Below are 26,845 nucleotides of genomic sequence, written 5' to 3'. Positions count from 1 at the left end.
TCGGTTCCCCGTCAATCCTTCCAGCGCTCGCGTATGTCTTCCAGCTGCGGGCGCAGGCCGATGAACAGCGGCACCAGGCGCGGGTCGAAGTGGGCGCCGGCCTGCTGCTCTATGTGATCCATGGCGTCGTCCACCGTCCACGCGTGTTTGTAGGGGCGTTCCGTGGTGAGGGCATCGAACACGTCGGCCACGGCCACGATGCGCGAGGCCAGCGGTATGTCCTCGCCCGCCAGGCCCTGCGGATAGCCCGTGCCGTCCCATTTCTCGTGGTGGGTCAGCGCGATGCTGTAGGCCATCTGCAGCACCTGGGAATCGTGCTCGCCGATGATCTCGGCGCCGATCTGCGGATGGCGGCGCATGACCGTCCATTCCTCGGCCGTCAGCGGGCCGTTCTTGAGCAGGATGGCATCGGGGATGCCGATCTTGCCCACATCGTGCATGGGCGCGGCGTTGAGCAGGTCGTCCGCCCATTCGTCGGTGCAGCCGGCCGCCAGCGCCAACGTCTTTGCGTAGTGGCTCATGCGGATCACGTGCATGCCGGTTTCGTTGTCGCGGTACTCGGCCGCGCGGCCCAGGCGCTGCACGATCTGCAGCCGCGTGCTGCGCAGCTCGTCGAGCTTGACCAGCGACAGGTGGTTGCGCACCCGCGCCCGCACCACGGGCGCGCGCACGGGCTTGACGATGTAGTCCACCGCGCCCGAGGCAAAGCCCAGGGCCTCGTCCTGTCCGTCAGACAGGGCGGTGATGAAGATCACCGGGATGCGGGCCGTGTCGGCCTGCGCCTTGAGCTGGCGGCACACGGCGTAGCCGTCCAGCTCGGGCATCATGATGTCCAGCAGGATCAGGTCCGGCTGGTGCTGGGCCAGCTGCAGAGCCTTGCGCCCGTCCGTGGCGAACGAGAGCCGGTAATCCTCGCCCAGGATCTGGCGCAGCACATGCAGGTTGGTCGGGTCGTCATCGACCAGCAGCAGGCGCGGGCGCTTGTCCGTTGCCAATAGATTGGGCGCATTCATGCTCTGTCTCCATCGTTCGAGGGCAGTTGCTGCTGCAACTGCTGGGCGCATTCCTGCGCGCGCTCGAAGTCGAAATTATCCAGTGCCTGCTGCAGCGGCTGAAGCTGTTCGGCCGTCAGCATGCGCACGAGGGCCTGCATGGCCTGCCCGTCCAGCTCCCCGCTGTGCAAGGCGGCCACGATGCGCTCCAGCCAGGGCCGGGCATCGGCAGGCAGGGCGGGCGCGCCCGCCTGGGGCGCCGCATCGCCGTCGGCCTGCGCCCACGCATGGCCCTGCGCCTGGCCCGGCGCCTCGCCCGATGCCGCCCCCTGCGCCTCGGCCATCGGCATGGCGGCCGGGTGGCGCTGGCGCAGCTCGCGCGCGACGGCATCCAGCGCCTGGTGCAGCTGGTCGATGAGGGCGAGCAGCTGCGGCTGCCCGGCGCCCTCCTGCGCCAGGCCTTCCAGGCGCGATGCCAGCCGGTACACGGCCTGCAGGCCCAGGTTGCCGGCCGCGCCGCGCACGCGGTGCGCCAGGCCGATCAAGGCCTCGGGTCCGGGGCGCTGCAGGGCACGGCGCAGGCGGTCGGCCAGGTCCAGCTGTTCGTTGAGGAAACGCCGAATGGCGGCCACCAGCGGATCGACCCGGCCCCACAGCGCAATGCCCGAGGCCCAGTCCACCGTGACATCAGGCAGCCCCGGCTGGGCGCTGGCGGGCGCGGGCGGCCTGGCCTCCTTGAGCGCCACCTGCAGCGACAGCAGGCGTGCGATCTCGGCCTGCAGCCGCGCCATGTCCAGCGGCTTGGAGGCAAAGCCGTCCATGCCGGCGGCGGTGGCGTCGCTGCGGTCCTTCTCCAGCACGCTGGCCGACAGCGCGACGATGGGCACGGGCCGGCGCTGCAGCTGCCGCTCCCAGACACGGATGGCGCGCGCCGCCGCCAGGCCGTCCATGCCCGGCATCTGCAGGTCCATCAGCACCACGTCGAAAGGCGGCTCCTGCGCCTGCACGCAGCGCAGCGCCTCGGCACCGTCGTGGGCCAGCACCATCTGGTGGTTCTGGCTGGAGAAGTTGATCTGCAGCAGCTCCAGGTTCTCGGGCACATCGTCCACGGCCAGGATGTGCAGCGGCGGCAGGCCGCGGCTGGCCGCCCCGCGCTCGGGCAGCGGGCTCTCGCCGACCGGCAGGGGCAGGCGCACCTCGAACACCGTGCCCACGCCCACCGTGCTGTGCAGCTGGATGCTGCCGCCCATGAGTTCGGCCAGCTGGCGCGAGATGGTCGTGCCCAGGCCCGTGCCGCCGAAACGCCGCGTGGTCGAGGCGTCGGCCTGGGCAAAGGGGTCGAAGATGCGGTGGATCTTCTCGGCCGCGATGCCTATGCCCGTGTCATGCACATCGAGCTGGAGCACGCCCTGCTCGTAGCGCACGCGCAGCAGCACATGGCCGCGTTCGGTGAACTTCACGGCATTGCCCAGCAGGTTCACCAGGATCTGCTGCACACGCATGCCGTCGCCGCGCAGCGCGGCCGGCGTGTGCGGGTCGTAGTCCAGGCGCAGGTCCAGGCCCTTGCGATCGGCCGTGATGCGCAGCGATGCCAGGATCTGCTGGCACAGCTCGCGCACCGAGAAGTCCTCTATCTCCAGCTCCACCGCGCCCTTGTCGAGCTTGGCCGTGTCCAGGATGTCGTTGAGCAGGCGCAGCATGGAGCGCGCCGCATAGTGCACCGTGTCCAGGTAGCGCGCCTGCGTGGGCTGCAGCGCCGTTTCGCGCAACGCCTCGGTGAAGCCGATGATGGCGTTCATGGGCGTGCGGATCTCGTGGCTCATGTTGGCCAGGAAGGTGCTGCGCGCGGCGGCCGCGGCTTCGGCATGCTCCTTGGCCAGCACCAGCTCCTGGGCCAGCTTGCGCTGGGCGCTGATGTCGGTGAGCAGCTTGACGATCTTGTAGGGCCGGCCGTCGGCACCGCGTATGGGGTTGTAGGTGGCCTGCACCCAGATGCGCCGCCCCTCGTGCCCGCAGCGCAGGAACTCGCCGGCCTGGAACTCGCCCTCGGCCAGGCGGCGCCAGAACTGCACATGCTCGGGCGAATGCGCATAGCCGGGCTCGCAGAACATGCCGTGGTGGCGGCCCGCGACCTCGTCGAGCCGGTAGCCGAACAGGTCCAGGAAATTGCGGTTGGCGCGCAGCACATGGCCGCGCAGGTCGTACTCGATGGTGGCCAGCGACAGGTCGATGGCGCGCACCGTGCCCTCGAACTCGGCATTGCGCGCGCGCGCCGCCGTCTGATCCATGATCACGCCGTCGATCCAGGTCAGTTCGTCCTGTTCGTTGAAGACGCCGCGCCCGGTCTCGGACACCCAGCGCGTGCTGCCGTCGCGGTGCAGCAGGCGGTAGTCGGCGTTGTAGGTCTGGCGCCGCGCCAGAGAATGCGCCACCGCAGCCTCCAGCCGGTCGCGGTCCTCGGCGTGGATGAGCCGGTCCCAGCCCGTGAGGCCATCGGTGAAATCCTGCTCGGTCCAGCCCGTCAACTCCTCGATGGAGCGGCTGAGCAGCAGCGGCGTCCATTTGCCGTCGTACAGGCAGCGGAACGTGGTGCCGGGCACGTTGTTGATCAGGGTGCGGTACTGCTCCTCGCTGCGGCGCAGCGACTGCAGCATCTGGCGGCGCTCGCGGATATCGGTCACAAAGCCCACGTACAGCGGATCGCCGGCAATCGCCACCCGCCCCACGGCCAGGCGCACGGCGATCTGCGTGCCGTCCTTGTGCAGGGCATGGACATCGCGGCTGGAGCCGAGCAGGCCTGCAAAGCCCGCGGCCAGCTGCTTTTCCAGCGAGCCGCCCTCACCATCGCAGCCCGACGCAGGCATGAGCAGGCTGGCGCTGCGGCCCAGCACCTCCTGCGCCGTCCAGCCCAGCAGCCGCTCGGCCGCGCCGTTGAACGAGACGATGCTGCCGCGCCCGTCGATCATCACGATGCCGTCCACCGCCGTATCCACCACGGCGCGCAGGCGCGATTCGCTGCGCTGCACCTGGCGGTAGATCTGGCGGTAGCGCAGCGTCATGTTGACCGCGAACACCATACCGAAGATCAGCACCACCATGCCGACGATGGAGAACACCAGCAGCGCATGCGTGGGCGACTCCACCTGCGCCAGCACATCGATCTCGGGCTTGAGGCGCAGTGCATACAGGCCCGCATAGTGCATGCAGGAAATGGCCAGGCCCATGACGATGCCGGCCACCAGCGTGGGCCACAGCCGGCCCGTGTTGCCCAGCCTGAAGCGCACCCACAGCGACAGCACGGCCATGCCTGCCGCCACGATCACCGACAGCAGCACGCCCCAGGGGTCGTAGAGCATCGAGGTCCAGGTCTGGGCCGCCGCCATGCCGATGTAGTGCATGGAGCCAATGCCCAGCCCCATGAGCACGCCGCCGCCCACCAGCGCCTGCGTGGACAGCTGCGGCCGCACCATCAGCGTCAGCGCCAGCCAGGACGCCAGCATGCTGGGCAGCATGGACAGCGTGGTGATCCAGGGGTCGTAGTCGCCAAAGGTGCAGGGCACGAAGGCCAGCATGCCGATGAAGTGCATGGCCCAGATGCCCGCGCCCAGGCAGAAGGCGCCCGTGAGCACGCCCACGCGGCGTATGCGCGGCGACGCGGCATCGCGCGCCAGCCCGGCAATCTGCATGGCCATCACCGACGTGGCCACGGCCACCAGCACCGACAGCGTCACCAGGCCCGGATGCAGCCACTGGAACCACTGCGGATGCGGCGCCCAGCCGAGCACGAAAATCTGGTCCCAGCTCATGGCGCGCCCCCCGCATGGCACAAGGCCGCAGCACGCAACCGCCGGCCATCGATAGTATTTATAACTTTGATGATCATTTTCGATTGGCCATAACTATTTCTCGCACCTAGCATGGAGTCTCATCCCGAGGAGAGCCCCATGAGCCGCATCCGCCAGACCCTTCACCACCACCGACGCACGCTGTTGAAGACCGCCAGCTACTACGTCATCCATGTCACCGTGGCAGCGGCCGTGGCCTATGCCGTGACCCGCAATCTCTGGGCCGCGCTGACGCTCAGCCTGCTGGAGCCCACGGTGCAGGCCGTGGCCTTCTTCTTCCATGAAAAGCTGTGGGAGCGCGGCCTGCGCCGCCGTGCCGACGCGGGCGCCGGCATGGCGCCGCCCGCAGCAGCCACTGCGGCTGCGGCCTGAACCCGCCAGGAGCACGAACATGCCCACGCCCCTGCGGTCCTTCAGCGCGGACGCCTCATTCGGCAATTGGCTGACCGAAACCCTGGCAAGGATGGTCGATGGCGGCACGGGCTGAAACCCGGCCCTGCCGTGGCGGCAAGAGAGGTGGACATGGCGGCGCATGGTGGCAAGAACCCGGGAAATGCGAAATCGTTGGTATCAAGGCGCTGCCCGTGCGGCCCATGGCCGGCACGGAATCCATACATGCCTTTCGACCGCATCGGGGCGGACTGAAGCCCCGGCGCCGGTCACAATGCCAAACATTGTCAAGCGCATACGCTGGAAAATATGTGCACAAGCTGTGTGAAAAGCTGTGCATAGCCTCTTCGCAAACCTGTGGTTTTCCTCTTGCCAAGGCTGTGGCAAAGCCGTTCATTCACGGTGCACGCCCAGCAGCGCGTCGATGAACACACGGGCTGCACGGCCAGGCACCACGGCACTGCGCCAGACCGCGAAGAAATCACAGAGATAGAAGAACCGGTGGGGGGCCACGGCCTGCAGCAGACCCTGGCCCTCCATGGCCTGTGCGTAGTGGTCGGGCAGAAATCCCAGGTAGCGGCCCGAGCACACCAGCATGGCAATGGCCTCCTGGTCAAAACCCGTGGCCTGGCGCTGCAGGCCGGCCTGGTGGCTGAGCGCCATATTGGGTGACTGGTAGCCCAGGCCTGCAAAGGCATGTGCGCCCAGGCTGTCCCAGTCCAGCCCGCCATGGTCGGCGCCATGCAGCGGATGGCCGGGAGCGCAGTACAGCTGCATGCGCTCGCCGAACAACCGGGCACTGTCCAGCGCGCCCGAACTGGGTGCAGAGGGCAGCACGCCCACCTGCCAGCGCCCCTCCATCAGTCCGCGCTCGATGGCCTGTATCGAGGCCACGTGCAGCCGCAGGTGCAGTTGCGGCGCCTGATCGTGCAGCAGGCCTATCGCCTCGGGAATGCGTGACTGCGGATTGCCCACGGTCTTGTCGAACAGCGCCACGTCCAGCGTACCGGCCAGCCGGCCATGGATGTCGTCCACCTGGCCCAGAAACCCCTCCACGCCGCCCAGCAGCTGCAGCGTGGCCTCGTAGATGCGGTGGCCTTCGGGCGTGAGCGCGAAGCCGGCGCGCCCGCGCCGGCACAGCGTCAGGCCCAGGCGCTCTTCCAGGTCCTTCATGTGGCGGCTCAGCGTGGAGCTGCCGATGTTCAGTTCCAGCTCGGCAGCCGACATGCCGCCGCACTCGACCACGGCCTTGAACACGCGCAGCAGGCGCAGATCCATGTCGCCCAGCTGGCCCAGCGCCGCGCGCGCACGACCATCGCGTGCCCGGCGGCTCGCAGGGGTATCCAGAGAAAATTCCGCCATCGCCATTCGCCTCCCGGTGTGCTTGCCGGACATGGCCACCGCTACAGGGGAGCCACTATAGGGGAGCCACGGGGCGGCAGTGGCGACGGATTCCCCCAATGCGCGCACGCCATGCCGCGACCGGCAGGCGCTTGGTCACTTGCAGAAATATGCAAGTAAACCTCGATATCGCGCTCTTCGCGAAATCAAACAGCGCGCTCACAATGGGCCGATCCACATTTCTTCCCTAGGCTCGAGGAGATCGCCATGACCCTGGTTCCCACCGAACAAAGCGCCGCCCCCGCCACGCGCACCGATGCCGCCTGGCTCGAGGCCCACTGGATGCCCTTCACCGGCAACCGCGAGTTCAAGGCGCGCCCGCGCATGATCACCAGCGCCCAGGGCGCCTACTACACCGATGCCGACGGCCGCAAGATCTTCGACGGCCTGTCGGGCCTGTGGTGCTCGGGCCTGGGCCATGGCCGCCGCGAGATCGCCGAAGCCATCGGCCGCGCGGCCCAGCAGCTGGACTATGCGCCGGCCTTCCAGTTCGGCCACCCGGCCTCGTTCGCGCTGGCCAACAAGATCAAGGAGCTGACGCCCGCAGGCCTGGACCATGTGTTCTTCACGGGCTCGGGCTCGGAAGCCGCCGACACGGCGCTGAAGATGGCACGCGCCTACTGGCGCGCCAAGGGCCAGGGCGGCAAGACCCGGCTGATCGGGCGCGAGAAGGGCTACCACGGCGTGAACTTCGGCGGCATCTCGGTCGGCGGCATGGTGGGCAACCGCAAGACCTTCGGCCAGGGCGTGGAGGCCGACCACCTGCCGCACACGCAGCCGGCGCTGGGGTCCTTCCACAAAGGCATGCCTGCCACCGATGGCCGCGCGCTGGCCGACCGGCTGCTGGACCTGATCGCCCTGCATGACGCCAGCAACATCGCAGCCGTCATCGTCGAGCCCTTCTCGGGCTCGGCCGGCGTGGTGATTCCGCCGGCCGGCTACCTGCAGCGCCTGCGCGAGATCTGCACGCAGAACAACATCCTGCTGATCTTCGACGAGGTCATCACGGGCTTCGGCCGCTGCGGCGCCATGACGGGAGCCGAGGCCTTCGGCGTCACGCCCGACATCATGAACATCGCCAAGCAGGTGACCAATGGCGCCCAGCCCCTGGGCGCCGTGGTGGCCAGCAAGGAGATCTACGACACCTTCATGGCAGCGGGCGGCCCCGAGTACATGCTGGAGTTCCCGCACGGCTATACCTACTCGGCCCACCCCATTGCCTGCGCGGCGGGCGTGGCCGCGCTGGACCTGCTGCAGCGCGAGGACGGCCCGGGCCGCGTGCGCGCACTGGCCCCGTTCTTCGAGCAGGCCGTGCACAGCCTCAAGGGAGCAAAGCATGTGGCCGACATCCGCAACTTCGGCCTGGCTGCGGGCTTCACCATCGAGTCGCTGCCCGGCGAGCCGGCACGCCGTCCCTACGAGATCGCCATGAAGTGCTGGGACAAGGGCTTTTACGTGCGCTACGGCGGCGACACCATCCAGATCGCGCCGCCCTTCATCAGCGAGAAGGCCGAGATCGAGCGGCTGGTCAGCGCCCTGGGCGATGCCCTGACCGAAACGAACTGAGCATCTCCGGCACATGAGAAAAGCCCCTGGGCCGTGAGGCCGCAGGGGCTTTTTGCATGGCAACGGCAAGGCTGCGAAATCAGTCCAGCGTGATGCCCGCGTTCTTGATCACATCGCGCCACTTGTCCACTTCCACGCGCAGGAACTGGGCCGAGGCATCGGGCTTGAGGCCCGAGGGCAGCACGCCCATGGCGTCCAGCTTTTCCTTGACCTCGGGCGCGGGCAGGGCCTTGGCGATCTCGGCGTAGAGCCGGTCCACGATGGGCTTGGGCGTGCCTGCGGGCACGGCCGCGAGGAACCAGGCATCGGCCGTGAAGTCCTTGAGGCCGGCCTCCGACATGGTGGGCACGTCGGGCATGGACTGCAGGCGTTCGTTGTGGGCCACGGCCAGCGCGCGCACCTTGCCGGCCTTGAGCTGCGCGGCAATGGTCACGGCCGTGAGAAAGCCGAAGTCGGTCTCACCGGCGGCCAGCGACACCACCGAAGGCGCACTGCCCTTGTAGGGCACGTGGCCGATCTTGACCTTGGCCTGCATGGCATACAGCTCGGCGCCCAGATGGTTGGGTCCGCCCGTGCCCGACGAGGGGTAGTTGAGCTTGCCGGGCTGGGCCTGGGCCGCCGCCGTTAGCTCCTTGAGTGAGTGGAACGGGCTTTGCGCTCCCACGGTGAGCACCAGCGGGCTGCGCGCCACCAGGCTGATGGGCGCGAAGTCGCGCAGCGGGTCATAGGGCAGCTTGGTATACAGGCCCTTGGCCATGGCCATGCAGCCCACGTCGCCCAGCACCACGGTGTAGCCGTCGGCCGGCGCCTTGGCCACCAGGTCGCAGCCGATGGTGCCGTTGGCACCGGGCTTGTTGTCCACCACCACCGTGGTGTGCATGCTCTCGCCCAGCTTTTGCGCCAGCAGGCGGCCCAGGATGTCGGTGGAGCCACCGGGTGCGAAGGGCACGACCAGGCGAATGGTCTTGGACGGATAGCTGCCTGCGCCCTGGGCATGGGCGAGGGGCGCCGCCAGCGTGGCCGCCAGCGCCAGGCCGCCGGCCAGGGCGTGCCACAGGGCTGCGCGGCGCACCGGGGTGCGGGAGGATGCGAAAGGGGTTTGTCTCATGCTGTTGTCTCGTGAGGGGAATGCGTGAAGGCCAAGCGCGCGGCAGCATACCAGCAGCGGGCAGCGCGAAACGCGTGGCGTGGGGCGCCGATGACCGGTGCGGGACAGCTCAGGAGGCCGCGCGCTTGCGTGCGGCAGCGGGACGCGCGGACGTGGCCTTCGCAGGCGACTTTGCCGGAGCCTTCGCAGCCGTCTTTGCGGAGGCCTTTGGGATGGTTTTTACGGGGGCCTTTGCGGTGGTCCTTGCGCTCGCCCTTGCCGTTGTTTTTGACGCAGTCCCTGGCGCTGTCGCTGCGGCCTTTTCCACCGGCTGCACGGCGCGTCGCGGACGCGGGCTGCGCAGGCTGTCGGCATCGAGGATGAGCCGGCCCTGGATGCGGCCCTTCATGCGCTTGACGCTGCTGGCCGCATCGCGCATGTGCTCCTGCATCAATGCGCGCACCTTCGCAGCATCGCGCTCGCGCGCGGCCTGCACGATGCTGCGGTGGAACTGCGCATTGGCCTCGCCGAAGCGCCGGTGCTCGGCCTGCGGAGTACGGTTGGCGAAGACGATGAGCTGGCGGATCATCTCGTTGATCAGCTCGCAGGTGAAGCGCAGGAACGGGTTGGGGTTGGCGGCCGCCAGGATGTCGTGGAAGTTCACGTCCTCGCGCCGCTGGCTCACCAGGTCGTCGCTGCTTTGCGTGGGATCGCAGCAGGCGATGCTGTGCTCCAGGGCCTCGAAATCGGCCTCGGTCAGATGGGGCACGGCGCCTGCCGCCAGCTCGGGCTCCAGCATCTGGCGCACCGTGTAGATGTCGTCGATGGTCACCTCCTGGAAGAACAGGTAGTTCTGCATGAACTGCAGCGTGCGGTCCAGCGGCACCTCCACGACCATGCCCCCGCCCGAAGGGCCGGTGGAGATGGTGATCAGCCCCTGCACTTCCAGCGACTTGAGAGCCTCGCGGATCGTTCCCTTGCTGACCTGGAACTGGGCCTGCAGCTCGCTTTCGCGCGGCAGGCGGTCGCCGGGGCTGAGGTTCTTTTCGGTGATCAGGCGCTTGATCTCCTGGGCCACCAGATCCGGGCGCTTGAGCTGCCGGATCGCCAGGGGGGCCGACTTGGGTGTAGCCATTGTTGTGTTCTCCGGAAGGGCACCGGATCGTGTCCGCGCCCAGTCTGCATACGGGTTTGGTGCAGTATGCACCGCCATGGCGCGTGGGCGTTTGCGCCTAGGGTTAGCACGCGCCCTATTCCTTCTATTTATCACTATAAATATGAATCAAGGAGCCTGCACGCACCCGTTTCGACTGGCATGCAACTTGCTCTGAAAAGCGTACCCGGGCCGCAGCGCCTTCAGTCCCCATCACGGAGATCCCATGCAACGTCGTCACCTCCTGCAACTCTCGGCACTGGGCGCATTGCCCGCATCGCTGGGCCTGGGCCGCAGCGTCTGGGCGCAGTCCAAGGACAGCATCCAGTTCGCCTGCCCCGTGCCCATGTCGGGCGCCTTCGCGGCCAACGGCAAGTACGCGGACCTGGGCATGAAGCTGGCCATAGAGCAATACGGCAAGGCGCTGGGCCGCCCGCTGGCCTACACCGTGCTGGACACCGAGGGCAAGCCCGCCACGGCCGTGCGCAAGCTGCAGGAGTCTTCGCAGCAGCAGGGCACGCGCTTTTTCGCAGGCGGCATCCTGTCGTCGGAGGCGCTGGCCATGGGCAAGGAGGCCGAGAAGGCCGGCGGCATCTTCATCACCACCGCAGGCGCAGACGAGATCACGGGCAAGGACTGCAACAGCGCCACCTTCCGCTGGTCGGCACCCACCTTCGGCGCCATCGAGCAGACCGTGCGCCCGCTGATCGAATCCCTGCCCAAGGCCAAGCGCTGGTACACCATCACGCCGCAGTACGTGTTCGGCGACGGCCTGCTCACGGCGGCCAAGAACATCTTCAAGGAAAAGGGCATCGAGCATGTGGGCAACAGCTACCACTCGCTGACCGAAAAGGAGTTCAGCGGCTACCTGACCAATGCCGTGGCAGCCAAGCCCGACGTGCTGCTGCTGCTGAACTTCGGCGCCCAGTCCTCGGACACGCTGCGCCAGGCCATCAGCTTCGGCATGAACAAGAACATGACCATCCTGATCGCCTGGGCCTCGGGGCTGGAGCAGTTCGAGTCGCTGGGCGCCGACCTGTGCGACGGCGTGTACTTCGGCGCCCAGTACTGGCACACGGTGGACACGCCGCTCAACCGTGATCTGGTGCAGCGCTGCAACGACAAGTTCAAGGCCAATCCCAACTACAGCCTGGCCGGCCACTACATCTGCACCAAGCTGATGATCGATGCCATCGTCAAGGCCGGCACGGTCGACCCCAAGGCCGTGGTCGCCGCGCTGGAAGGCATGAAGTACCAGGGCCTGACGGGCGAGGAAGAGGTGCGCAAGGCAGACCACCAGGTGCTCAAGAACTACTACCTGCTCAAGGGCAAGGCCAAGTCCAAGATGAAGAATAAGGACGACTACGTGGATGTGGTCAGCTCCGGCAAGTCCTTCCTGCCCGTAGACCAGACCGGCTGCAAGCTGGTTTAGAGCTCCCCCTGAGGCGCTGCGCGCCTTCCCCCTCTCTCGCTTCGCGGGAGGGGGACGACACCCTCGGTGCGGGGCGGCCCTTCCTCGGTGTCCCTCACTTAGGCTGCGCCAGTTTCATAGGCGCAGCACCATGACCGGCGTGCTTCAGAGCCACCGGGCACTTCGCCTCCTTCGTCCATCGTTTCGGACCCTGTATGAGCATCTATCTGCTTCAGACCATCAACGGGATCGGCATAGGCATGCTGTATTTCCTGTTGGCCGTGGGCCTGTCCATCGTTTTCGGCCTGCTGCGTTTCGTGAATTTCGCGCACGGTGCCTTCTACCTGCTGGGCGCCTATTTCTGCTACCAGATGACGCGCTGGGGCATGAGCTTCTGGCTGTCCCTGGTCGTGGTGCCGCTGGCCGTGGGCGCGCTGGGCTGGCTGGTGGAAAAGCTCATGCTGCGCCATGTGTATGCCAAGGCGCATGAGTTCCACATCATCGTCACCGTGGGCCTGGCCCTGGTGGTGCAGGAGCTGGTGATCGTGCAATGGGGCCCGCTGGGCGACAGCGTGGCCGTGCCCGATCTGCTGCAGGGCGTGGTGATGTGGGGCAGCTTCGTCTATCCCAAGTACCGGCTGTTCGTGATCGGCTTCACGGCCGTGCTGGCCGTGCTGCTGTGGTGGCTGCTGGAGGGCACGCGGCTGGGCAGCGCGGTGCGCGCGGGCAGCGAATCGACCGAGATGGTGTCCCTGCTGGGCGTGAACGTGCTGCGCATCTTCAGCCTGGTGTTCGCGCTGGGCGCGGCCACGGCGGCGCTGGCCGGCGTGCTGGCTGCGCCCATACGCGGCGCCGAGCCCTTCATGGGCGTGGAGGCGCTGGGCGTGGCGTTCGTGATCGTGGTCGTGGGCGGGCTCGGCAGCTTCGGCGGCGCCCTGGTCGGCGGCCTGCTGATCGGCATCGTGCAAAGCGTGATGAGCACGCTGTGGCCCGAGGGCGCGCGCCTGATGATCTACGTGGCCATGGCCGCCGTGCTGCTGCTGCGACCCCATGGCCTGCTGGGCCGCAAAGGATGAAGACCATGACCAGGCATTCCCATCTCCTTCTCGCGCTGGCCATCGTGGTCGCCATGCCGCTGTGCATGCAGTCGGGCTCGCTGGCCAGCGAGGTGCTGATCTTCGGCCTCGCGGCCATGGGCTGCAATCTGCTGCTGGGCTACACGGGGCTGCTGTCCTTCGGGCAGGGCATCTTCTTCGGGCTGGGCAGCTACACCATCGCCCTGCTGCTGACACGCTGGCCCCTGCCCATGCCGCTGGCCCTGCTGGCCGCCACCGCCATGGGCGCCGTGGGCGCGGCCATCGTCGGCTGGGTGGCCATACGCCAGCGCGGCACCTATTTCGTGATGCTCACCCTGGCGTTTGCGCAGATGTTCTACTTCATCGCCTACTCGGCCACGGACATCACCGGCGGCGACAACGGCCTGCTCGATGTGCCCCGCCCCGCCCTCGCGGTGGCCGGCCAGACGCTGTGGCCGCTGGCCACGCCCTGGCAGTACTACGGCTTTGTGGCCGTGCTCTTTCTGGTGGTGTTCTGGCTGCTGCGCCGCGTCTGCGACTCCATGTTCGGCCGCACGCTGCTGGCCGTGCGCGACAACGAGGAGCGCGCCGCCGCCGTGGGCTACGACCTGAGGCTGCTGAAGCTGCAGGCCTTCGTGATCTCGGGCGCAGTCACGGGCCTGGCCGGCGCGCTGCACGCCATGATGACGGGCATCGCCCCGCTGTCCAATGCCGAGTACCACACCAGCGAAATGATTCTGGTGATGACCGTGATCGGCGGCACGGGCAACCTGCTGGCCTCGGTGCTGGGCGCGGCCTTCTATGTGCTGCTGGGCGACTGGCTGTCCACGCTGTGGCCGCGCTGGCTGCTGCTGCTGGGCGTGGTGCTGATGATCGTGAGCCTGGGCCTGCAGCGCGGCCTGTGGGGCCTGGGCGAGAGCCTGTGGGCCCTGGTGCGCCGCAAAGGGCCGGCAGATGCCGCGGCGGCCGCTGCAGAAACCAAAGGAGGCCAGGCATGAGCGCCGCAGCATCTCCCATCCTGCTCGAGGCCGTGGGCGTCGAGAAGCGCTATGACAAGTTCGCCGCCCTGGGCGGCGTGGACCTCAAGGTGCGCGCCCATACCGTGCACTCGGTGATCGGCCCCAACGGCGCGGGCAAGACCACCCTGTTCCACATGCTCACGGGCACCAAGAGCGTGAGCGGCGGGCGCATCGTGTTCGACGGCCACGACGTGACGCGCGAGCCCGACCACCGCCGCGTGCGGCGTGGCATGGCACGGTCCTTTCAGGTCACCAGCCTGTTCCTGACCCTGCCCGTGCGCGAGAACCTGCGCCTGGCCGCCCAGGGCGTGGCGCCCGCCAGGGCGCTGGACTGCTGGAACGCGCCCGTGGGTGCTCGCGCCCTGGCCGACACCGTGGCCAGCGTGCTCTCGCGCCTGGGCCTGGAGCGCCATGCGGACACGCCGGCCGGCAACCTCTCGCACGGCCAGCAGCGGCGGCTGGAGGTGGGCATGGCCCTGGCCGCGCGGCCCAAGGCCATCTTCCTGGACGAGCCGACCTCGGGCATGGGCATCGATGACCTGGACGAGATGAAGCGCCTGATCCAGGGCCTCAGGGATGAGCACACCGTGGTGCTCATCGAGCACAACATGAACATCGTCATGGACATCTCCGACACCATCACCGTCATGCAGCAGGGCCGCGTGCTGGCCGAAGGACTGCCCCACGAGATCCGCGCCGACGAGCGCGTTCGCAGCGCCTATCTGGGCAACATGATCACGGGAGGAAAGGCATGAGCGGTCCCCTGCTTTCGGTCGAGGGCATACACGCCCACTACGGCAAGAGCCATGTGCTGCAGGGCGTGTCGCTGCAGGTGCAGGACGGCGAGCTGGTCACGCTGCTGGGCCGCAACGGCGCGGGCAAGACCACCACGCTCAAGTCCATCGCGGGGGTGATGCAGCCCTCGCAGGGGCAGATCCGCTTCGGCGGCGAGCCCGTGCACCGGCTGGCCACGCACCAGGTGGCCCAGCGCGGCATCTGCCTGGTGCCCGAGCACCGCGGCATCTTCAAGCTGCTCACGGTGGAGGAGAACCTGATGCTGGGCCAGCGCAAGCGCTCGCCCTGGCAACTGGCCGACATCTACCGCATCTTCCCGCGCCTCAAGGAGCGGCGCGGCAACGGCGGCGGCCAGCTGTCGGGCGGCGAGCAGCAGATGCTGGCCATAGGCCGCGCCCTGATGAACGCGCCGCGCCTGCTCATGCTGGACGAGCCCGTCGAGGGCCTGGCGCCCGTGATCGTGGAGGAGATCGTGGCCCAGCTCAAGACCATCAAGGCCGCTGGCGTGGCGATCTTGCTGGTGGAGCAGAACCTGGAGGTCTGCACCCAGCTGGCCGACCGCCACTACATCATCGAACAGGGTGCGATTGCGCACGAGGCAGGCAATGCCGCTTTCCTGGCCGATGACGCCATCAAGGACCGGTATCTCGGTGTAGGGATCGCCTGATCCACCGCCTTTCGCATTCCCAGGAGTCATTCATGGATCTCAGTACCCCTCTTGCAGCCGCCGCCGTTGCGGCCGGGCTGCGCACCGACGGCGCCCGCCTGTGGCAATCGCTGATGGACCTGGCGCGCATAGGCGCCACACCCAAGGGCGGCGTGTGCCGCCTGGCGCTGACGGACCTGGACCGCCAGGGGCGCGATCTCTTCGTGCAGTGGGCGCGCGAGGCCGGCTGCAGCATCCGCGTCGATGCCATCGGCAACATCTTCGCGCGCCGCGCGGGCCTGGACGATGCGCTGCCGCCCGTGATGACGGGCAGCCACATCGACACCCAGCCCACGGGCGGCAAGTTCGACGGCAACTACGGCGTGCTGGCCGGGCTGGAGGTGCTGCGCACGCTGGGCGATGGCGGCGTGCGCACGCGCGCCCCGTTGGAAGTGGCCGTGTGGACCAACGAGGAAGGCTCGCGCTTCGTGCCCGTGATGATGGGCTCGGGCGTGTTCGTCAATGCCTTCACGCTGGAGCATGCGCTGGCCCAGCGCGATGCCCAGGGCGTGAGCGTGGACGAGGCGCTGCGCGCCATCGGCTATGCCGGGCCGGCCGGCCCGGCGCCTGCGGTGGGCGCGTATTTCGAGGCCCATATCGAACAGGGCCCGGTGCTGGAAAACCATGAACGCGTGATCGGCGTGGTCAGCGCCGCGCTGGGCCAGCGCTGGTACGACGTCAGCGTGCAGGGCATGGAGGCCCATGCCGGCCCCACGCCCATGGAGCTGCGCCGCGACGCCCTGCTGGCCGCCAGCTGCATCGTGGCCGAGGTCAACCGCATCGCCCTGGACCGCCTGCCGCATGCGCGCGGCACCGTGGGATCGCTGGAGGTGTTTCCCAACTCGCGCAACGTGATCCCGGGCGGCGTCAAGCTCAGCGTGGACCTGCGCGCGCCGGACGACGGCCAGTTGCTGGACATGGACGCCGCACTGCGCGCGGCCTGCGAGCGCATTGCGGCCGCGCATGGCGTGACCGTTGGCGTGGAGCAGGTCGTCTACTTCCCGCCCCAGCCGTTCACGCCACACCTGGTGGAGGCCGTGCGCGCCAATGCCGCCGACCTGGGCTACAGCGCCATGGACGTGGTCAGCGGCGCGGGCCACGATGCCGTCTACCTGGCGCGCGTGGCGCCTGCCGCCATGATCTTCGTGCCCTGCGCCGACGGCATCAGCCACAACGAGATCGAGGATGCCGAGCCCGCCCACCTGGAGGCCGGCTGCAACGTGCTGCTGCGCGCCATGCTGGCGGCTGCGGGCGTGGTGCAGGCAGCGGACGGCGGGGTGCCGGCATGAAGATCCTGATCGCCCGGCTCAACCACGAGACCAATACCTTCTCGCCCGTGCCCACGCCCATCGAGGCGTTTGCGCCCACCTATGGCGAGGCCGCCTATTCGGCCAACAAGGGCATGCGCACGGCCATGGCCGCCTTCATCGACCTGGCCGAGGCGGCGGGCGCCACCCTGGTCACGCCGGTATCGGCCACCTCCAATCCCAGCGGCCCCGTGCATGCTGCCGCCTACGACGAACTCACGCACCACATCGTGGCGGCCGCGCCGGGCTGCGATGCCATCTTGCTGGACCTGCACGGCGCCATGGTGGCCGAGAACAGCGCCGACGGCGAAGGTGACCTGCTCGAACGCGTGCGCGCCGCCGCGCCCGGCGTGCCCGTTGGCGTGGCGCTGGACCTGCACGGCAACATCACCGAAAAAATGGTGGGCAATGCCGATGTGATGGTGGGCTTCAAGACCTATCCGCACATCGACATGTACGAGACCGGCGAGCACGCGGGCCGGCTGCTGCTGGACATGCTGGCCGGCCGCGCGCGCTACGCCGTGTGCTGGCACCGCCTGCCCCTGATGAGCCATACGCTGCGCAGCACCACGCTGGACGGCCCCATGCTGGACGCCGTGAACGCAGCGCGCGCCCTGGAAGCGGAGGGCCTGCCCGCGGTCTCGGTGTTCGGCGGCTTCTCGCTGGCCGACATCGCCGCGCCCTGCGTGAGCGTGGTCGCCACCTGCAGGACCGACGAGCGCGCGGCCACCCAGGCGAGCGTGGACGCGCTGGCCGCCCGGATCTGGCAGCGCCGCGCCGACTTCGTCTACCGCAGCGAGCCGCTGGCCGATTCGCTGCGCCGCGCCCAGGCCCTGGCCGACGGCGCCGACCGCCCCGTGCTGCTGCTCGACCATGGCGACAACTGCATGTCCGGCGGCACCTGCGACACCATGGACGTGCTGCAGACCGCGCTGGAGCTGGGCCTGTCAGGCATTGCCGTGGGCCCGCTGTGCGACCCCGAAGCGGTTGCCTCGCTCACGGCGGCCGGCGAAGGAGCCGAGGTGGAGATCGCGCTGGGCAACAAGGTCTCGCTGGAACGCATCGGCCTGCACAAGCAGCCGCTGCGGCTGCGCGGCACGGTGCGCGCCGTCAGCGACGGCGCCTACACGGTCAGCGGCCCCATCTACACCGGCCAGCGCTGCCACATGGGCCGCACGGTCTGCCTGGACACGGGCGCAGCGCAGATCGTGATCACCGAGCAGACGCACGAGCCCTGGGACCTGGGCGTGTTCCACTGCGTGGGCATGGACCCGACGCGCTTTCGCTTCGTGCTGCTCAAGTCGCGCATGTACTGCCGGCCCGTCTTCGTGCCGCTGTCCGCCGGCCTGGTCGAGTGCGACAGCCCCGGCGTGACCACCTCGGACTATTCGCGCTTTCCGTTCGCCCAGGTCAGCCGCCCGGTGTTTCCGCTGGACGCCATCTGATGGACGCCATGTGATTGCCCGGCTTTGCGGCGCCGCGCAAGCAAAGACCGCCGCCGCCGCGGGACATTGGGCAACCAGGCATCACAACAGTTTCACAGCAGGGCCCGGCTATTGCCTGTCGGCCTACAATCGGTTCCCCCCTACCTCGGCCGACGGCACGCGGGCTGATCCGCGCGTGCGTTGGCCATGCCTTCGCTGGAGACGCTTGATGTCCGACAACACGGCCCCGACCCCTTCCGATAAACGTGCCCAGCTGCGCCGTGCCGCACTCGAATACCACGAGTTTCCCAAGCCCGGCAAGCTGACCATCGTGCCGACCAAGCCCATGGCCAACCAGCATGACCTGGCCCTGGCCTACTCGCCCGGCGTGGCAGCGCCCTGCGAAGAGATCGTCAAGGACCCGGCCGCCGCCTTCAAGTACACGGCGCGCGGCAACCTGGTGGCCGTGATCTCCAACGGCACGGCCGTGCTGGGACTGGGCGACATCGGCGCGCTGGCCTCCAAGCCGGTGATGGAAGGCAAGGCCGTCCTGTTCAAGAAGTTCGCGGGCGTGGACGTCTTCGACATCGAGATCAACGAGAAGGACCCGCAAAAGCTGGTCGACGTGATCGCCGCGCTGGAGCCCACCTTCGGCGCCATCAACCTGGAAGACATCAAGGCGCCCGAGTGCTTCTTCGTGGAGCGCGAACTGCGCCGCCGCCTGAAGATCCCCGTCTTCCACGATGACCAGCACGGCACGGCCATCACCGTGGCTGCGGCCATGGTCAACGCGCTCAAGGTCGCGGGCAAGAAGATCGAGGAGGTCCGGCTCGTCGCCTCGGGCGCGGGCGCCGCTGCCCTGGCCTGCCTGAACCTGCTGCTCAAGGTCGGCCTGCGCCGGGAGAACGTGTTCGTCACCGACCTGGCCGGCGTGGTCTACGAAGGCCGCACCGAACTGATGGACGAGGACAAGGCCCAGTTCGCACGCGCCACCGAGCTGCGCACCCTGGGCCAGGTCATCGAAGGCGCCGACGTCTTCCTGGGCCTGTCCGCTGGCGGCGTGCTCAAGCAGGACATGGTGGTCAAGATGGCCGCGCGCCCGGTGATCTTCGCGCTGGCCAATCCCAACCCCGAAATCGTTCCCGAAGACGTCAAGGCCGTGCGCAGCGACGCCATCATCGCCACGGGCCGCTCGGACTATCCCAACCAGGTCAACAACGTCCTGTGCTTCCCGTACATCTTCCGCGGTGCGCTGGACTGCGGCGCGACCACCATCACCACCGAGATGGAAATCGCCACCGTCCACGCCATCGCCGAACTGGCCCAGGCCGAGCAGAGCGAGGAAGTGGCGGCAGCCTACGTGGGCGAGCAGCTGAGCTTCGGTCCTGAGTACCTGATCCCCAAGCCCTTCGATCCGCGCCTGATGATGAAGATCGCCTCGGCCGTGGCCCAGGCTGCCGCCGAATGCGGCGTGGCCCAGCGCCCGATCCAGGACATGGACGCCTACCGCGCCCATCTGCAGACCTTCGTCTACGCCTCGGGCACGATGATGAAGCCGCTGTTCGCCACGGCCAAGAAGGCCACCAAGAAGCGCGTGGCCTATGCCGAAGGCGAGGAAGAGCGCATCCTGCGCGCCGCGCAGATCGTGGTGGACGAGCGCATTGCGCGCCCCACGCTGATCGGCCGCCCGGCCATCATTGCCCAGCGCATCGAGAAGTTCGGCCTGCGCCTGAAGGAGGGCCAGGACTACGACGTGGTCAACGTCGAGCACGACGAGCGCTACCGCGACTTCTGGCAGACCTACCACCGCATGACCGAGCGCAAGGGCATCACCGTGCCCATCGCCAGGATCGAGATGCGCCGCCGCCTGACCCTGATCGGCTCCATGCTGCTGCACAAGGGCGAAGTGGACGGCCTGATCACCGGCACCTGGGGTCAGACATCGCACCACCTGCAGTACGTGGACCAGGTGATCGGCCGCCGCGCCGGCGTGCAGACCTATGCCTGCATGAACGGCCTGCTGCTGCCCGACCGCCAGGTCTTCCTGGTGGACACCCACGTCAACTACGATCCCACGGCCGAGCAGCTGGCCGAGATCACCATCATGGCCGCCGAGGAAATGATGCGCTTCGGCGTCAAGCCCAAGGCCGCCCTGCTGTCGCACTCCAACTACGGCTCCAGCAACCAGCCCAGCGCCGTCAAGATGCGCCAGACCCTGGAGCTGCTGCGCGAGCAGGCCCCCTGGCTGGAAGTGGACGGCGAGATGCACGGCGACGTGGCCCTGGACGGCAAGGCCCGCGCCCAGCTCATGCCCAACAGCACGCTGCTGGGCAATGCCAACCTGCTGGTCATGCCCAACATCGACGCGGCCAACATCAGCTACAACCTGCTCAAGCAGGCCGCTGGCGGCGGCATTGCCATCGGCCCCGTGCTGCTGGGCGCCGCTCGTCCCGTGCACATCCTCACGCCGAGCACGACGGTGCGCCGCATCGTCAACATGACGGCGCTGACGGTGGCGGACGCTAACGCTAACCGTTAAGCACCCCCTGAGCGGCTTCGCCGCTTCCCCCGTGTGCACGGCGCCCTCTCTCGCTTCGCGGGAGGGGGACGACACCCTCGCTGCGGGGCGGCCCTTGCTCGGTGTCCCTCGTTTTGGCCGCGCGCGTTTTTGAGACAACGGGCGGCATTTGCATTGAATGGAAGGCAACTCAGGCGCAGAGTTGCCTTCTCACTGTTCAATCCCCAGACATTTCCTCGGTCAAGCTGCCTGTTTTTTAGGCAGAACTTGCATTTTGAGGGGTGTTCCGTCACACTAGCGGGTCGAGATTTCAGGGCTTCCCTGGATTTCTGAAAGGTGTAGTTGATGCTGAAGGCAGCCGCCGCCAAGGCGTACCAGTCCGGTCTAGCGCTCATCGTCGGGGCCGCCTTTGTGCTGTCGCCCTCGCTCGCTGATGCGCGCCGCTCGGCGCCCGAGAGCGCGGATTCGACGGCGGCCATGGCCACCGTCACTCTGTCAGAGCTGCCGCGCGAAGGCCGTTCCACCTATACGCTGATCCTGCGCGGCGGGCCTTTTGCCCACGACAAGGACGGCACGGTGTTCGGCAACCGCGAGCGCATCCTGCCGCGCCAGTCGCGCGGCTACTACCGTGAGTACACGGTGCGCACGCCCGGCTCGCGTGACCGCGGAGCCCGCCGCATCGTCTGCGGCGGAGAGCCACAGCAGCCCGATGCCTGCTACTACACCAGCGACCACTACAGCAGCTTTCGCAAGATCATCGAATGACCTCGACCCAGTCTTTGCAGCCAGTTCGACCCTCCGCGTCCGACGCAGTGCGCTGGCAGGGGTCTGCATTTCATCCACAGCCCGGGGACGCCGCAGGCCACGTGCCCGTACCCGCAGGCCACATCCACGTTAGAGAAAGAGCCACGGAGATGGATGCACCACTTCGTAAGATCCCGGACACCCCTTTGCGGAACGTGCGCGCCAACATCGTGCAGTCCATCCGCGCCTACAGGGTGGAGGATCTGCAACAGGCGGCCGAGACGCTGGGGTGCCATTTTCTGTATGCCAACCTGGCCCATGCGCAGACCAAGGCCGACATCCTGGAGCTGCTGGCCACGCAGTTCTTCTTCCCCGCGCATTTCGGCAAGAACTTCGACGCGCTCTACGACTGCCTGACCGACCCCATCCACAAGGCCGGCCCGCAGCCGGGCTTTGTGCTCGTGCTCGACCAGATCCCGACCACGCCCAAGTTCGACAAGGAAGTGCGCGAGCAGCTGCTGGACAGCTTCCGCGACGCGGCCGAGTACTGGGCCGAGCGCAAGATCCCGTTCCGCTGCTTCTACTCTTTCCTGTAAGAGCCGCACATTGATTGCACGGCGCCAGCGTCCCATGCGGGCGCTGGCGCCGTGCGCCACCTGCGTCTAGCTGCGCGTGAACCGGGCTGCAAGTGCCTCGTACTCGGACACCGGCACTTCCTCGGCGCGGCGCTGCAGGTCGAACTCCCCGTCAAAGCCCTTGGCTTCCAGCCAGCGCCCCAGCGTGTTGCGCAGGATCTTGCGCCGCTGGCTGAAGGCCACCTGCACCATCTCCTCCAGCAGCTTCGCGTCCAGGGCCGCCGGCGCCTCGCGCGGGACCATGCGCACGACGGCGCTGTCCACCTTGGGCGGCGGATTGAAGCTCTCGGGCGGCACGTACAGCACGCTCTCCATCGCATAGCGCCACTGCAGCATGACCGTCAGCCGCCCATAGGCCGCCGTGGCCGGAGAGGCCACCATGCGGTCGATGACCTCCTTTTGCAGCATGAAGTGCTGGTCCTCGACCACGTCCACCTGCTCGAGCAGGTGAAAGAGGATGGGGCTGGAGATGTTGTAGGGCAGGTTGCCCGCAATGCGCAGCTTGGGCACGCCCAGGCGCGCAGCGATGGCGCGAAAGTCCACCTTGAGCACGTCGGACTCGACCACGTCGAGCTGCTCGTGCAGGCGCAGGCGCACGGCCAGGTCGCGGTCCAGTTCGATCACGGTGAGCCGGCCCAGGCGCTCGACCAGGGGCTGGGTCAGGGCCATCAGGCCCGGACCGATCTCGACCATGGACTGGCCCGGCCGGGGATCGATGGCACGCACGATGCCGTCGATGATGCCGCCATCGGTCAGGAAGTTCTGGCCGAAGCGTTTGCGAGGAATGTGTTTCATAGAAAAAGCAAGGCGGTGCGCCATGGCACCGCCTTCCATTGTGGACTGCCGCAGCCATGGCTGCTTGGGGGGTGTCTTATTGCGGGGGCTCGCGGTACTCGACGTAGGCGCGGCCACGCAGCTCCTGCAGCCAGGTCTGGTAGTCGGTTTCGAGCTTGCGCTCGCGCACCACGTTGCGCACCATGTCGCGCTGCTCGCGCGGCGTCAGCGCGGCCTGGCGGCGCTCGATGAGCTGGATCAGGTGCACACCGAAGCGCGAGACCAGCGGGTCGCTGACCTGCCCGGGCTGCAGCGCATTGAGCACCTGCTCGAACTCGGGCACGAACTGGCCGGGCGAGGCCCAGCCCAGATCGCCGCCGTTGCGCGCGCTGCCGTCCTGCGAGAACTCGCGGGCCAGCGATTCGAAGCTGGCCTGGCCGCTGTCCACGCGGCGCTTGTAGTCGGCCAGGCGCTTGGCGGCATCGGCCTCGGTCATCTGGTCGCCGATGCGCAGCAGGATGTGGCGCGCATGGTTTTGCGTGACCACGGAAGGCATGCCGGCCTGCGACTTCTCCAGCACCTTGAGCACGTGAAAGCCCGCGCCCGAACGGAAGGGGCCGACGATGCCGCCCTGCGGCGTCTGGCCCACGGCCTTGGTGAACAGTTCGGGGTAGCGGTCCAGCGGGCGCATGCCCATGGCGCCGCCGCCCTGGCCGTCGGGCACATCGGAGAACTCCTTGACCACGGCCAGGAAGTCGCCTTGCGTGCGGGCCGCCTCGGCAGCCTGCTTGGCGCGGGCTTCGCGCTCGGCCACTTCGGCGGGGCTGGCATCCTCGCGCACGGCGATCAGGATGTGGCCCAGGTTCACGGCCGCCGGCGCCTTGTCGGCGCCGCCGCTGCGCTGCTCGGCCAGGTAGCGGTCGATGTCGGCTTCGGTCACGCGCACGCGGCCGTCCACATCGCGCTCGCGCAGGCGCTGCAGCGTGATCTGGCGGCGCAGTTCTTCGCGGAACTGCTTTTCGTTCACGCCCTCGGCCCGCAGGCGTGACTGCAGGCCGGCCTTGTCCAGGCCGTTTTGCCGCGCCACATTGGTCAGCGCCTGGTCCACGGCGTAGTCATCCACGCGCAGGCCCGTGTCCTTGGCTTCCTGCAGCTGGGCCTTTTCCACGATCAGCCGCTCCAGCACCTCGCGGGCCAGCAGCGCCTCGGGCGGCATCTGGCCGCCCTGCTCGGCAATGTTCTGCGCCACGCGCGCCATGCGGGCCCGCACCTCGTTGTTGGTCACGGGCTCGGAGTTGACCACGGCCACGATGTAGTCGGCCGAGCGCACGCCGGCATTGCTGCCGCGATCACGCGACAAGGGCTGATTGGTGGCGTCCAGCGCGCGCGAGACGGAGGCATCGCCGGCCTGGGGCGCCCTGGACTGGCCCGGAACACGCAGGCCTTGCGCCTGGGCTGTGGTGGCCAGCAAGGCCAGCGCCACAGCGGCCGCTGCGCAGCAATGGGTCTGGGAAAGAAAACGCATGGGAGAGATGCCTTGCAAAAAGCGTGTTTGGAGCCTTGGCTCTAATCGTAATTGGTGAAGCGGCTGGGCGGCGTCACCGACTCGCGCAGGTACTGGTAGCGCGGCACATTCTGCTTGAGGCTGCGCTGCGGGTCGGCACCCAGGCTCAGCCGCGAGAAGCCTACGAACTCGATCTGGAACAGCAGCCGGGTGTTGGACTGGGTGATGGAGCTTTGCAGGCGCTCCAGCACCACGCGGCCAATCCAGCAGCAGCCGTCGTACTCCAGCCCGACCACGGTATCGACGAGCTTGCGGTCCTTCAGGCTGTAGTTCAGCCGGCCCACCGTGTACCAGCGGCCGCCGCCCTGGCCACGGCCGGCACCCAGGTCACGGCCCTTGTCGCCCCAGAGGTCGTTGATGGGCCATTGCCAGCCCACATCGACCAGCTTGCTGGCATCGGTGCGTGCCACGGTGTTGTACTGGGTACGGTAGGCCACGTTCACCGTGCGGTAGGAGCTGGGGCTGTAGCGCGCGCCGAAGGTGGTGCGCACCGGGCGGTTCAGGTCGCGGTTGTACTGGGTCGTGCCTTCGGTGGACCAGGCATCGGTCCAGTTGATGGTCGCACCCAGCAGCACGTCGGACAGCCGGCTGGTGGCAGGCACCTCGCCCGGCAGGATGACCTTCTGGTCGGAGAAACGCACGCGCTGTGCAATGCCGAAGCGCGCCTTCTCCGCGCCCGTGGCCCCGTCGATCAGGCGCGTGGTCGCGCCCAGGGTCAGCAGGTGGTTGTCGGCAATGCGGTCCTGGCCGTTGTAGTCGTTTTCGGCATAGATACTGGCAAAGTTGAAGTCGTTGCGCCCCGTATCGTACAGCGGCAGAAAGCTCTGGTCTCGGTAGGGCGTGTAGGTGTAGAAGGCGCGCGGCTCGAAGGTCTGCTGCAGCTGGCGGCCGAACAGCGTGGTGTCACGCTCGAACACCAGTCCGCTGTCCACGCTGAACGTGGGCAGCGTGCGCGAGGCATTGCGGCTGCCGTTGCTCATCAGGCGGTCCACCTGGTAGTTGCTGGTGTGCAACTGGATCCTGGGCGTGATGAAGGCGCCCGGCGACAGGAAGGGACGGCTCAGCTGCGCCTGCATGTAGCTGCGCTGGCCGTTGTTGTAGGTCATGCCGGCCAGGGGCTTGTCGATCTCGAAGCGCGTGGTGTCGGCCACGAAGCTGAAGTCCAGGCCGTGCGGCAGGTCCAACGGCGTGTAGCGCCATTGCAGCTGCGGCTTCATGCCGTAGGGCGGGGCAATGGGCGCCGATGCGTCCTGCATGGTCTGCCAGTACAGGGTGCGCAGGGTCAGCACCCCGTCGCCACGCGCCCAGGACAGGTTCACGTCGTTGGGCAGCAGGCGCTCGCGCAAGGAACGGGCGGCCAGCGGGAAATCACGCCAGTAGTTGTCGTCGCTGACGCGGTTGAGGTTCATGTTCAACCCCAGGCCGCCGATGGGCGAGCTGATGACGCCCCGGTGCTGCAGCGAGTAGGCCCAGCGGTCACGGTCGCGCTGGCGGTCGCCCGGCATGTAGGCCGCGTAGGCCTCGCCCGAATAGGTGGGCTCCAGATAGCGGAACTGGGCGCCCAGGTTGACGCCGCGCTTGCTCATGACCGAGGGATACAGGGTCATGTCGCGGTTGGGCGCGAGGTTCCAGTAGTAGGGCTGCGTGTATTCGATGCCGCTGAGCTTGTCCAGGCCCATGGTGGGAGGCAGCAGGCCCGACTTGCGCTTGTCCGACAGCGGAAAGCTCATGCGCGGCACGGGCAGCACGGTCACGCCCTTGAACTGCAGGGCCGCGCCTTCGGCCACGCCGACTTCCTCGGCCATGTCGATGTGCAAGGTCCGGGCGCGCAGCATCCAGGCCGGCTGCCAGGTGGCTTCGTCATCGCGCTGGCAGGTGGTGTAGGTCGCGTCATGGACCACGGCATGGTCGCGGTCGATGAAGTCCACGCGCGAGGATTTGCCGTAGGCCCCGTTGGCCAGGAAGCGGTAGCCGGCGTTGTCGAAAAAGCCCTTGAAGGCATCGACCTGCAGGTCCAGCTGCGAGCCTTCGTAGACATTGCCGGCCTGGTTGATGTGCACGGCGCCCGAGGCATTAACGCGGTCGTCGGGCACCTGGTATTCGAGCCGGTCGGCGCGGATCATGGTGTCGCCGCGGCGCAGTTCGGCATTGCCCTCGATCACCGCATTGATGTCCGGCTGGCCGCTGAGCGCGTCGCCACGCACGTAGACGGGCTGCTGGGAGCGGACCGCCTCAGGGTAGGTTTCCTGCATCAGCGTGCTGGGGCGCAGCGGGCGCACCTGCTGCAGCCGGCCTTCATCGGCCGCAGCGGGCTGGGCCTGGGCCAGCGTCGAGCCACCGGCCCATGCGAGAGCCACAAGCCAGGCCAGCGGGCGTACAGCGGGGCGCGCGGGCGCGCGGGCAGCCAGCGGATCGGGGAGCGGCGGTCGGAGGTACAC

20 protein-coding genes are annotated in these 26,845 nt (G+C 68.0%); 12 read left to right on the top strand and 8 right to left on the bottom strand.

Translation table 11 applies throughout. From position 1 onward, the window contains the following. Positions 1 to 11: 11 nt before the first annotated feature. Together HFGMBDPB_RS14230 and HFGMBDPB_RS14225 are read right to left on the bottom strand one after the other, a co-directional pair. Positions 12 to 1,013, bottom strand: coding sequence for an HD-GYP domain-containing protein (locus tag HFGMBDPB_RS14230; protein WP_016447218.1), 1,002 nt, complete (start codon positions 1,011 to 1,013; stop codon positions 12 to 14). Beyond that, a complete protein-coding gene (locus HFGMBDPB_RS14225) occupies positions 1,010 to 4,798 on the bottom strand; it encodes a PAS domain S-box protein (protein WP_212645619.1) in 3,789 nt (1,262 codons plus the stop codon). The genes HFGMBDPB_RS14230 and HFGMBDPB_RS14225 overlap by 4 nt, the downstream gene beginning before the upstream one ends. Positions 4,799 to 4,936: 138 nt before the next feature. Between HFGMBDPB_RS14225 and HFGMBDPB_RS14220 the strand changes: the two genes are divergently transcribed. Next, complete coding sequence (locus HFGMBDPB_RS14220) at positions 4,937 to 5,209, top strand: DUF2061 domain-containing protein (protein ID WP_016447220.1); 273 nt, start codon at positions 4,937 to 4,939, stop codon at positions 5,207 to 5,209. Positions 5,210 to 5,620: 411 nt separating this feature from the next. Here HFGMBDPB_RS14220 and HFGMBDPB_RS14215 read toward each other — a convergent pair whose 3' ends face one another. Next, the gene (locus tag HFGMBDPB_RS14215; RefSeq protein WP_212645618.1) at positions 5,621 to 6,589 is read right to left on the bottom strand and encodes a LysR family transcriptional regulator; all 969 of its coding nucleotides are present in this window, start codon (positions 6,587 to 6,589) and stop codon (positions 5,621 to 5,623) included. 246 nt (positions 6,590 to 6,835) lie between these two features. Between HFGMBDPB_RS14215 and aptA the strand changes: the two genes are divergently transcribed. Next, positions 6,836 to 8,194 (top strand): omega-aminotransferase AptA, encoded by a 1,359-nt coding sequence (gene aptA / locus HFGMBDPB_RS14210; protein WP_016447223.1) that lies wholly within the window; start codon positions 6,836 to 6,838, stop codon positions 8,192 to 8,194. A gap of 79 nt (positions 8,195 to 8,273) precedes the next feature. Here the strand turns inward: aptA and HFGMBDPB_RS14205 are convergent, their stop codons facing one another. Both HFGMBDPB_RS14205 and HFGMBDPB_RS14200 read right to left on the bottom strand, forming a co-directional pair. Next, the gene (locus HFGMBDPB_RS14205) at positions 8,274 to 9,302 is read right to left on the bottom strand and encodes a Bug family tripartite tricarboxylate transporter substrate binding protein (protein WP_016454212.1); all 1,029 of its coding nucleotides are present in this window, start codon (positions 9,300 to 9,302) and stop codon (positions 8,274 to 8,276) included. Positions 9,303 to 9,411: 109 nt separating this feature from the next. Beyond that, positions 9,412 to 10,416 carry a FadR/GntR family transcriptional regulator gene (locus HFGMBDPB_RS14200; protein WP_016454211.1) on the bottom strand — a complete coding sequence of 335 codons (1,005 nt, stop codon included), beginning with the start codon at positions 10,414 to 10,416 and terminating at the stop codon, positions 9,412 to 9,414. Positions 10,417 to 10,660: 244 nt separating this feature from the next. On the opposite strand from HFGMBDPB_RS14200, the gene HFGMBDPB_RS14195 reads away from it, so the two are divergent. The 10 genes from HFGMBDPB_RS14195 (at position 10,661) to HFGMBDPB_RS14150 (ending at position 22,030) form a co-directional block, all read left to right on the top strand. Next, positions 10,661 to 11,866, top strand: coding sequence for an ABC transporter substrate-binding protein (locus tag HFGMBDPB_RS14195; RefSeq protein ID WP_034365479.1), 1,206 nt, complete (start codon positions 10,661 to 10,663; stop codon positions 11,864 to 11,866). 194 nt (positions 11,867 to 12,060) lie between these two features. Further along, positions 12,061 to 12,921 carry a branched-chain amino acid ABC transporter permease gene (locus HFGMBDPB_RS14190; protein WP_012207821.1) on the top strand — a complete coding sequence of 287 codons (861 nt, stop codon included), beginning with the start codon at positions 12,061 to 12,063 and terminating at the stop codon, positions 12,919 to 12,921. Between the two features lie 5 nt (positions 12,922 to 12,926). After that, positions 12,927 to 13,919, top strand: a complete 993-nt coding sequence (locus HFGMBDPB_RS14185; protein ID WP_026062103.1) for a branched-chain amino acid ABC transporter permease — start codon at positions 12,927 to 12,929, stop codon at positions 13,917 to 13,919. Further along, positions 13,916 to 14,695 (top strand): ABC transporter ATP-binding protein, encoded by a 780-nt coding sequence (locus HFGMBDPB_RS14180; RefSeq protein ID WP_212645617.1) that lies wholly within the window; start codon positions 13,916 to 13,918, stop codon positions 14,693 to 14,695. Before HFGMBDPB_RS14185 ends, HFGMBDPB_RS14180 begins: the two co-directional genes overlap by 4 nt. Then, complete coding sequence (locus HFGMBDPB_RS14175) at positions 14,692 to 15,402, top strand: ABC transporter ATP-binding protein (RefSeq protein WP_017404300.1); 711 nt, start codon at positions 14,692 to 14,694, stop codon at positions 15,400 to 15,402. The genes HFGMBDPB_RS14180 and HFGMBDPB_RS14175 overlap by 4 nt, the downstream gene beginning before the upstream one ends. Before the next feature lie 32 nt (positions 15,403 to 15,434). Then, a complete protein-coding gene (locus HFGMBDPB_RS14170; RefSeq protein ID WP_212645616.1) occupies positions 15,435 to 16,730 on the top strand; it encodes a Zn-dependent hydrolase in 1,296 nt (431 codons plus the stop codon). Beyond that, the gene (locus HFGMBDPB_RS14165; protein WP_212645615.1) at positions 16,727 to 18,193 is read left to right on the top strand and encodes a M81 family metallopeptidase; all 1,467 of its coding nucleotides are present in this window, start codon (positions 16,727 to 16,729) and stop codon (positions 18,191 to 18,193) included. Before HFGMBDPB_RS14170 ends, HFGMBDPB_RS14165 begins: the two co-directional genes overlap by 4 nt. Before the next feature lie 208 nt (positions 18,194 to 18,401). Further along, the gene (locus tag HFGMBDPB_RS14160) at positions 18,402 to 20,711 is read left to right on the top strand and encodes an NADP-dependent malic enzyme (protein WP_016447231.1); all 2,310 of its coding nucleotides are present in this window, start codon (positions 18,402 to 18,404) and stop codon (positions 20,709 to 20,711) included. A 324-nt stretch (positions 20,712 to 21,035) separates the two neighbouring features. After that, on the top strand, positions 21,036 to 21,455 hold the full coding sequence (locus HFGMBDPB_RS14155) for a guanyl-specific ribonuclease (RefSeq protein WP_016447232.1): 420 nt from the start codon (positions 21,036 to 21,038) through the stop codon (positions 21,453 to 21,455). A 149-nt stretch (positions 21,456 to 21,604) separates the two neighbouring features. Then, positions 21,605 to 22,030 (top strand): barstar family protein, encoded by a 426-nt coding sequence (locus HFGMBDPB_RS14150; RefSeq protein ID WP_013804792.1) that lies wholly within the window; start codon positions 21,605 to 21,607, stop codon positions 22,028 to 22,030. Positions 22,031 to 22,096: 66 nt separating this feature from the next. Here the strand turns inward: HFGMBDPB_RS14150 and rsmA are convergent, their stop codons facing one another. From rsmA to HFGMBDPB_RS14135, 3 genes are all read right to left on the bottom strand, one after another. Then, positions 22,097 to 22,864: a 16S rRNA (adenine(1518)-N(6)/adenine(1519)-N(6))-dimethyltransferase RsmA gene (gene rsmA / locus HFGMBDPB_RS14145; protein ID WP_017404994.1), complete on the bottom strand. Its 768-nt coding sequence runs from the start codon at positions 22,862 to 22,864 to the stop codon at positions 22,097 to 22,099. 76 nt (positions 22,865 to 22,940) lie between these two features. Next, complete coding sequence (locus tag HFGMBDPB_RS14140) at positions 22,941 to 24,368, bottom strand: peptidylprolyl isomerase (RefSeq protein WP_016447234.1); 1,428 nt, start codon at positions 24,366 to 24,368, stop codon at positions 22,941 to 22,943. A gap of 41 nt (positions 24,369 to 24,409) precedes the next feature. Further along, positions 24,410 to 26,845, bottom strand: coding sequence for an LPS-assembly protein LptD (locus tag HFGMBDPB_RS14135; RefSeq protein ID WP_212645614.1), 2,436 nt, complete (start codon positions 26,843 to 26,845; stop codon positions 24,410 to 24,412).

The sequence above is a fragment of the Delftia sp. PE138 genome, from assembly GCF_018320755.1.
Classification (GTDB): Bacteria; Pseudomonadota; Gammaproteobacteria; order Burkholderiales; family Burkholderiaceae_C; genus Comamonas; species Comamonas tsuruhatensis.
The sequence above is the reverse complement of the archived record's forward strand: the minus strand, read 5'-3'. Positions and strand labels throughout refer to the sequence as shown.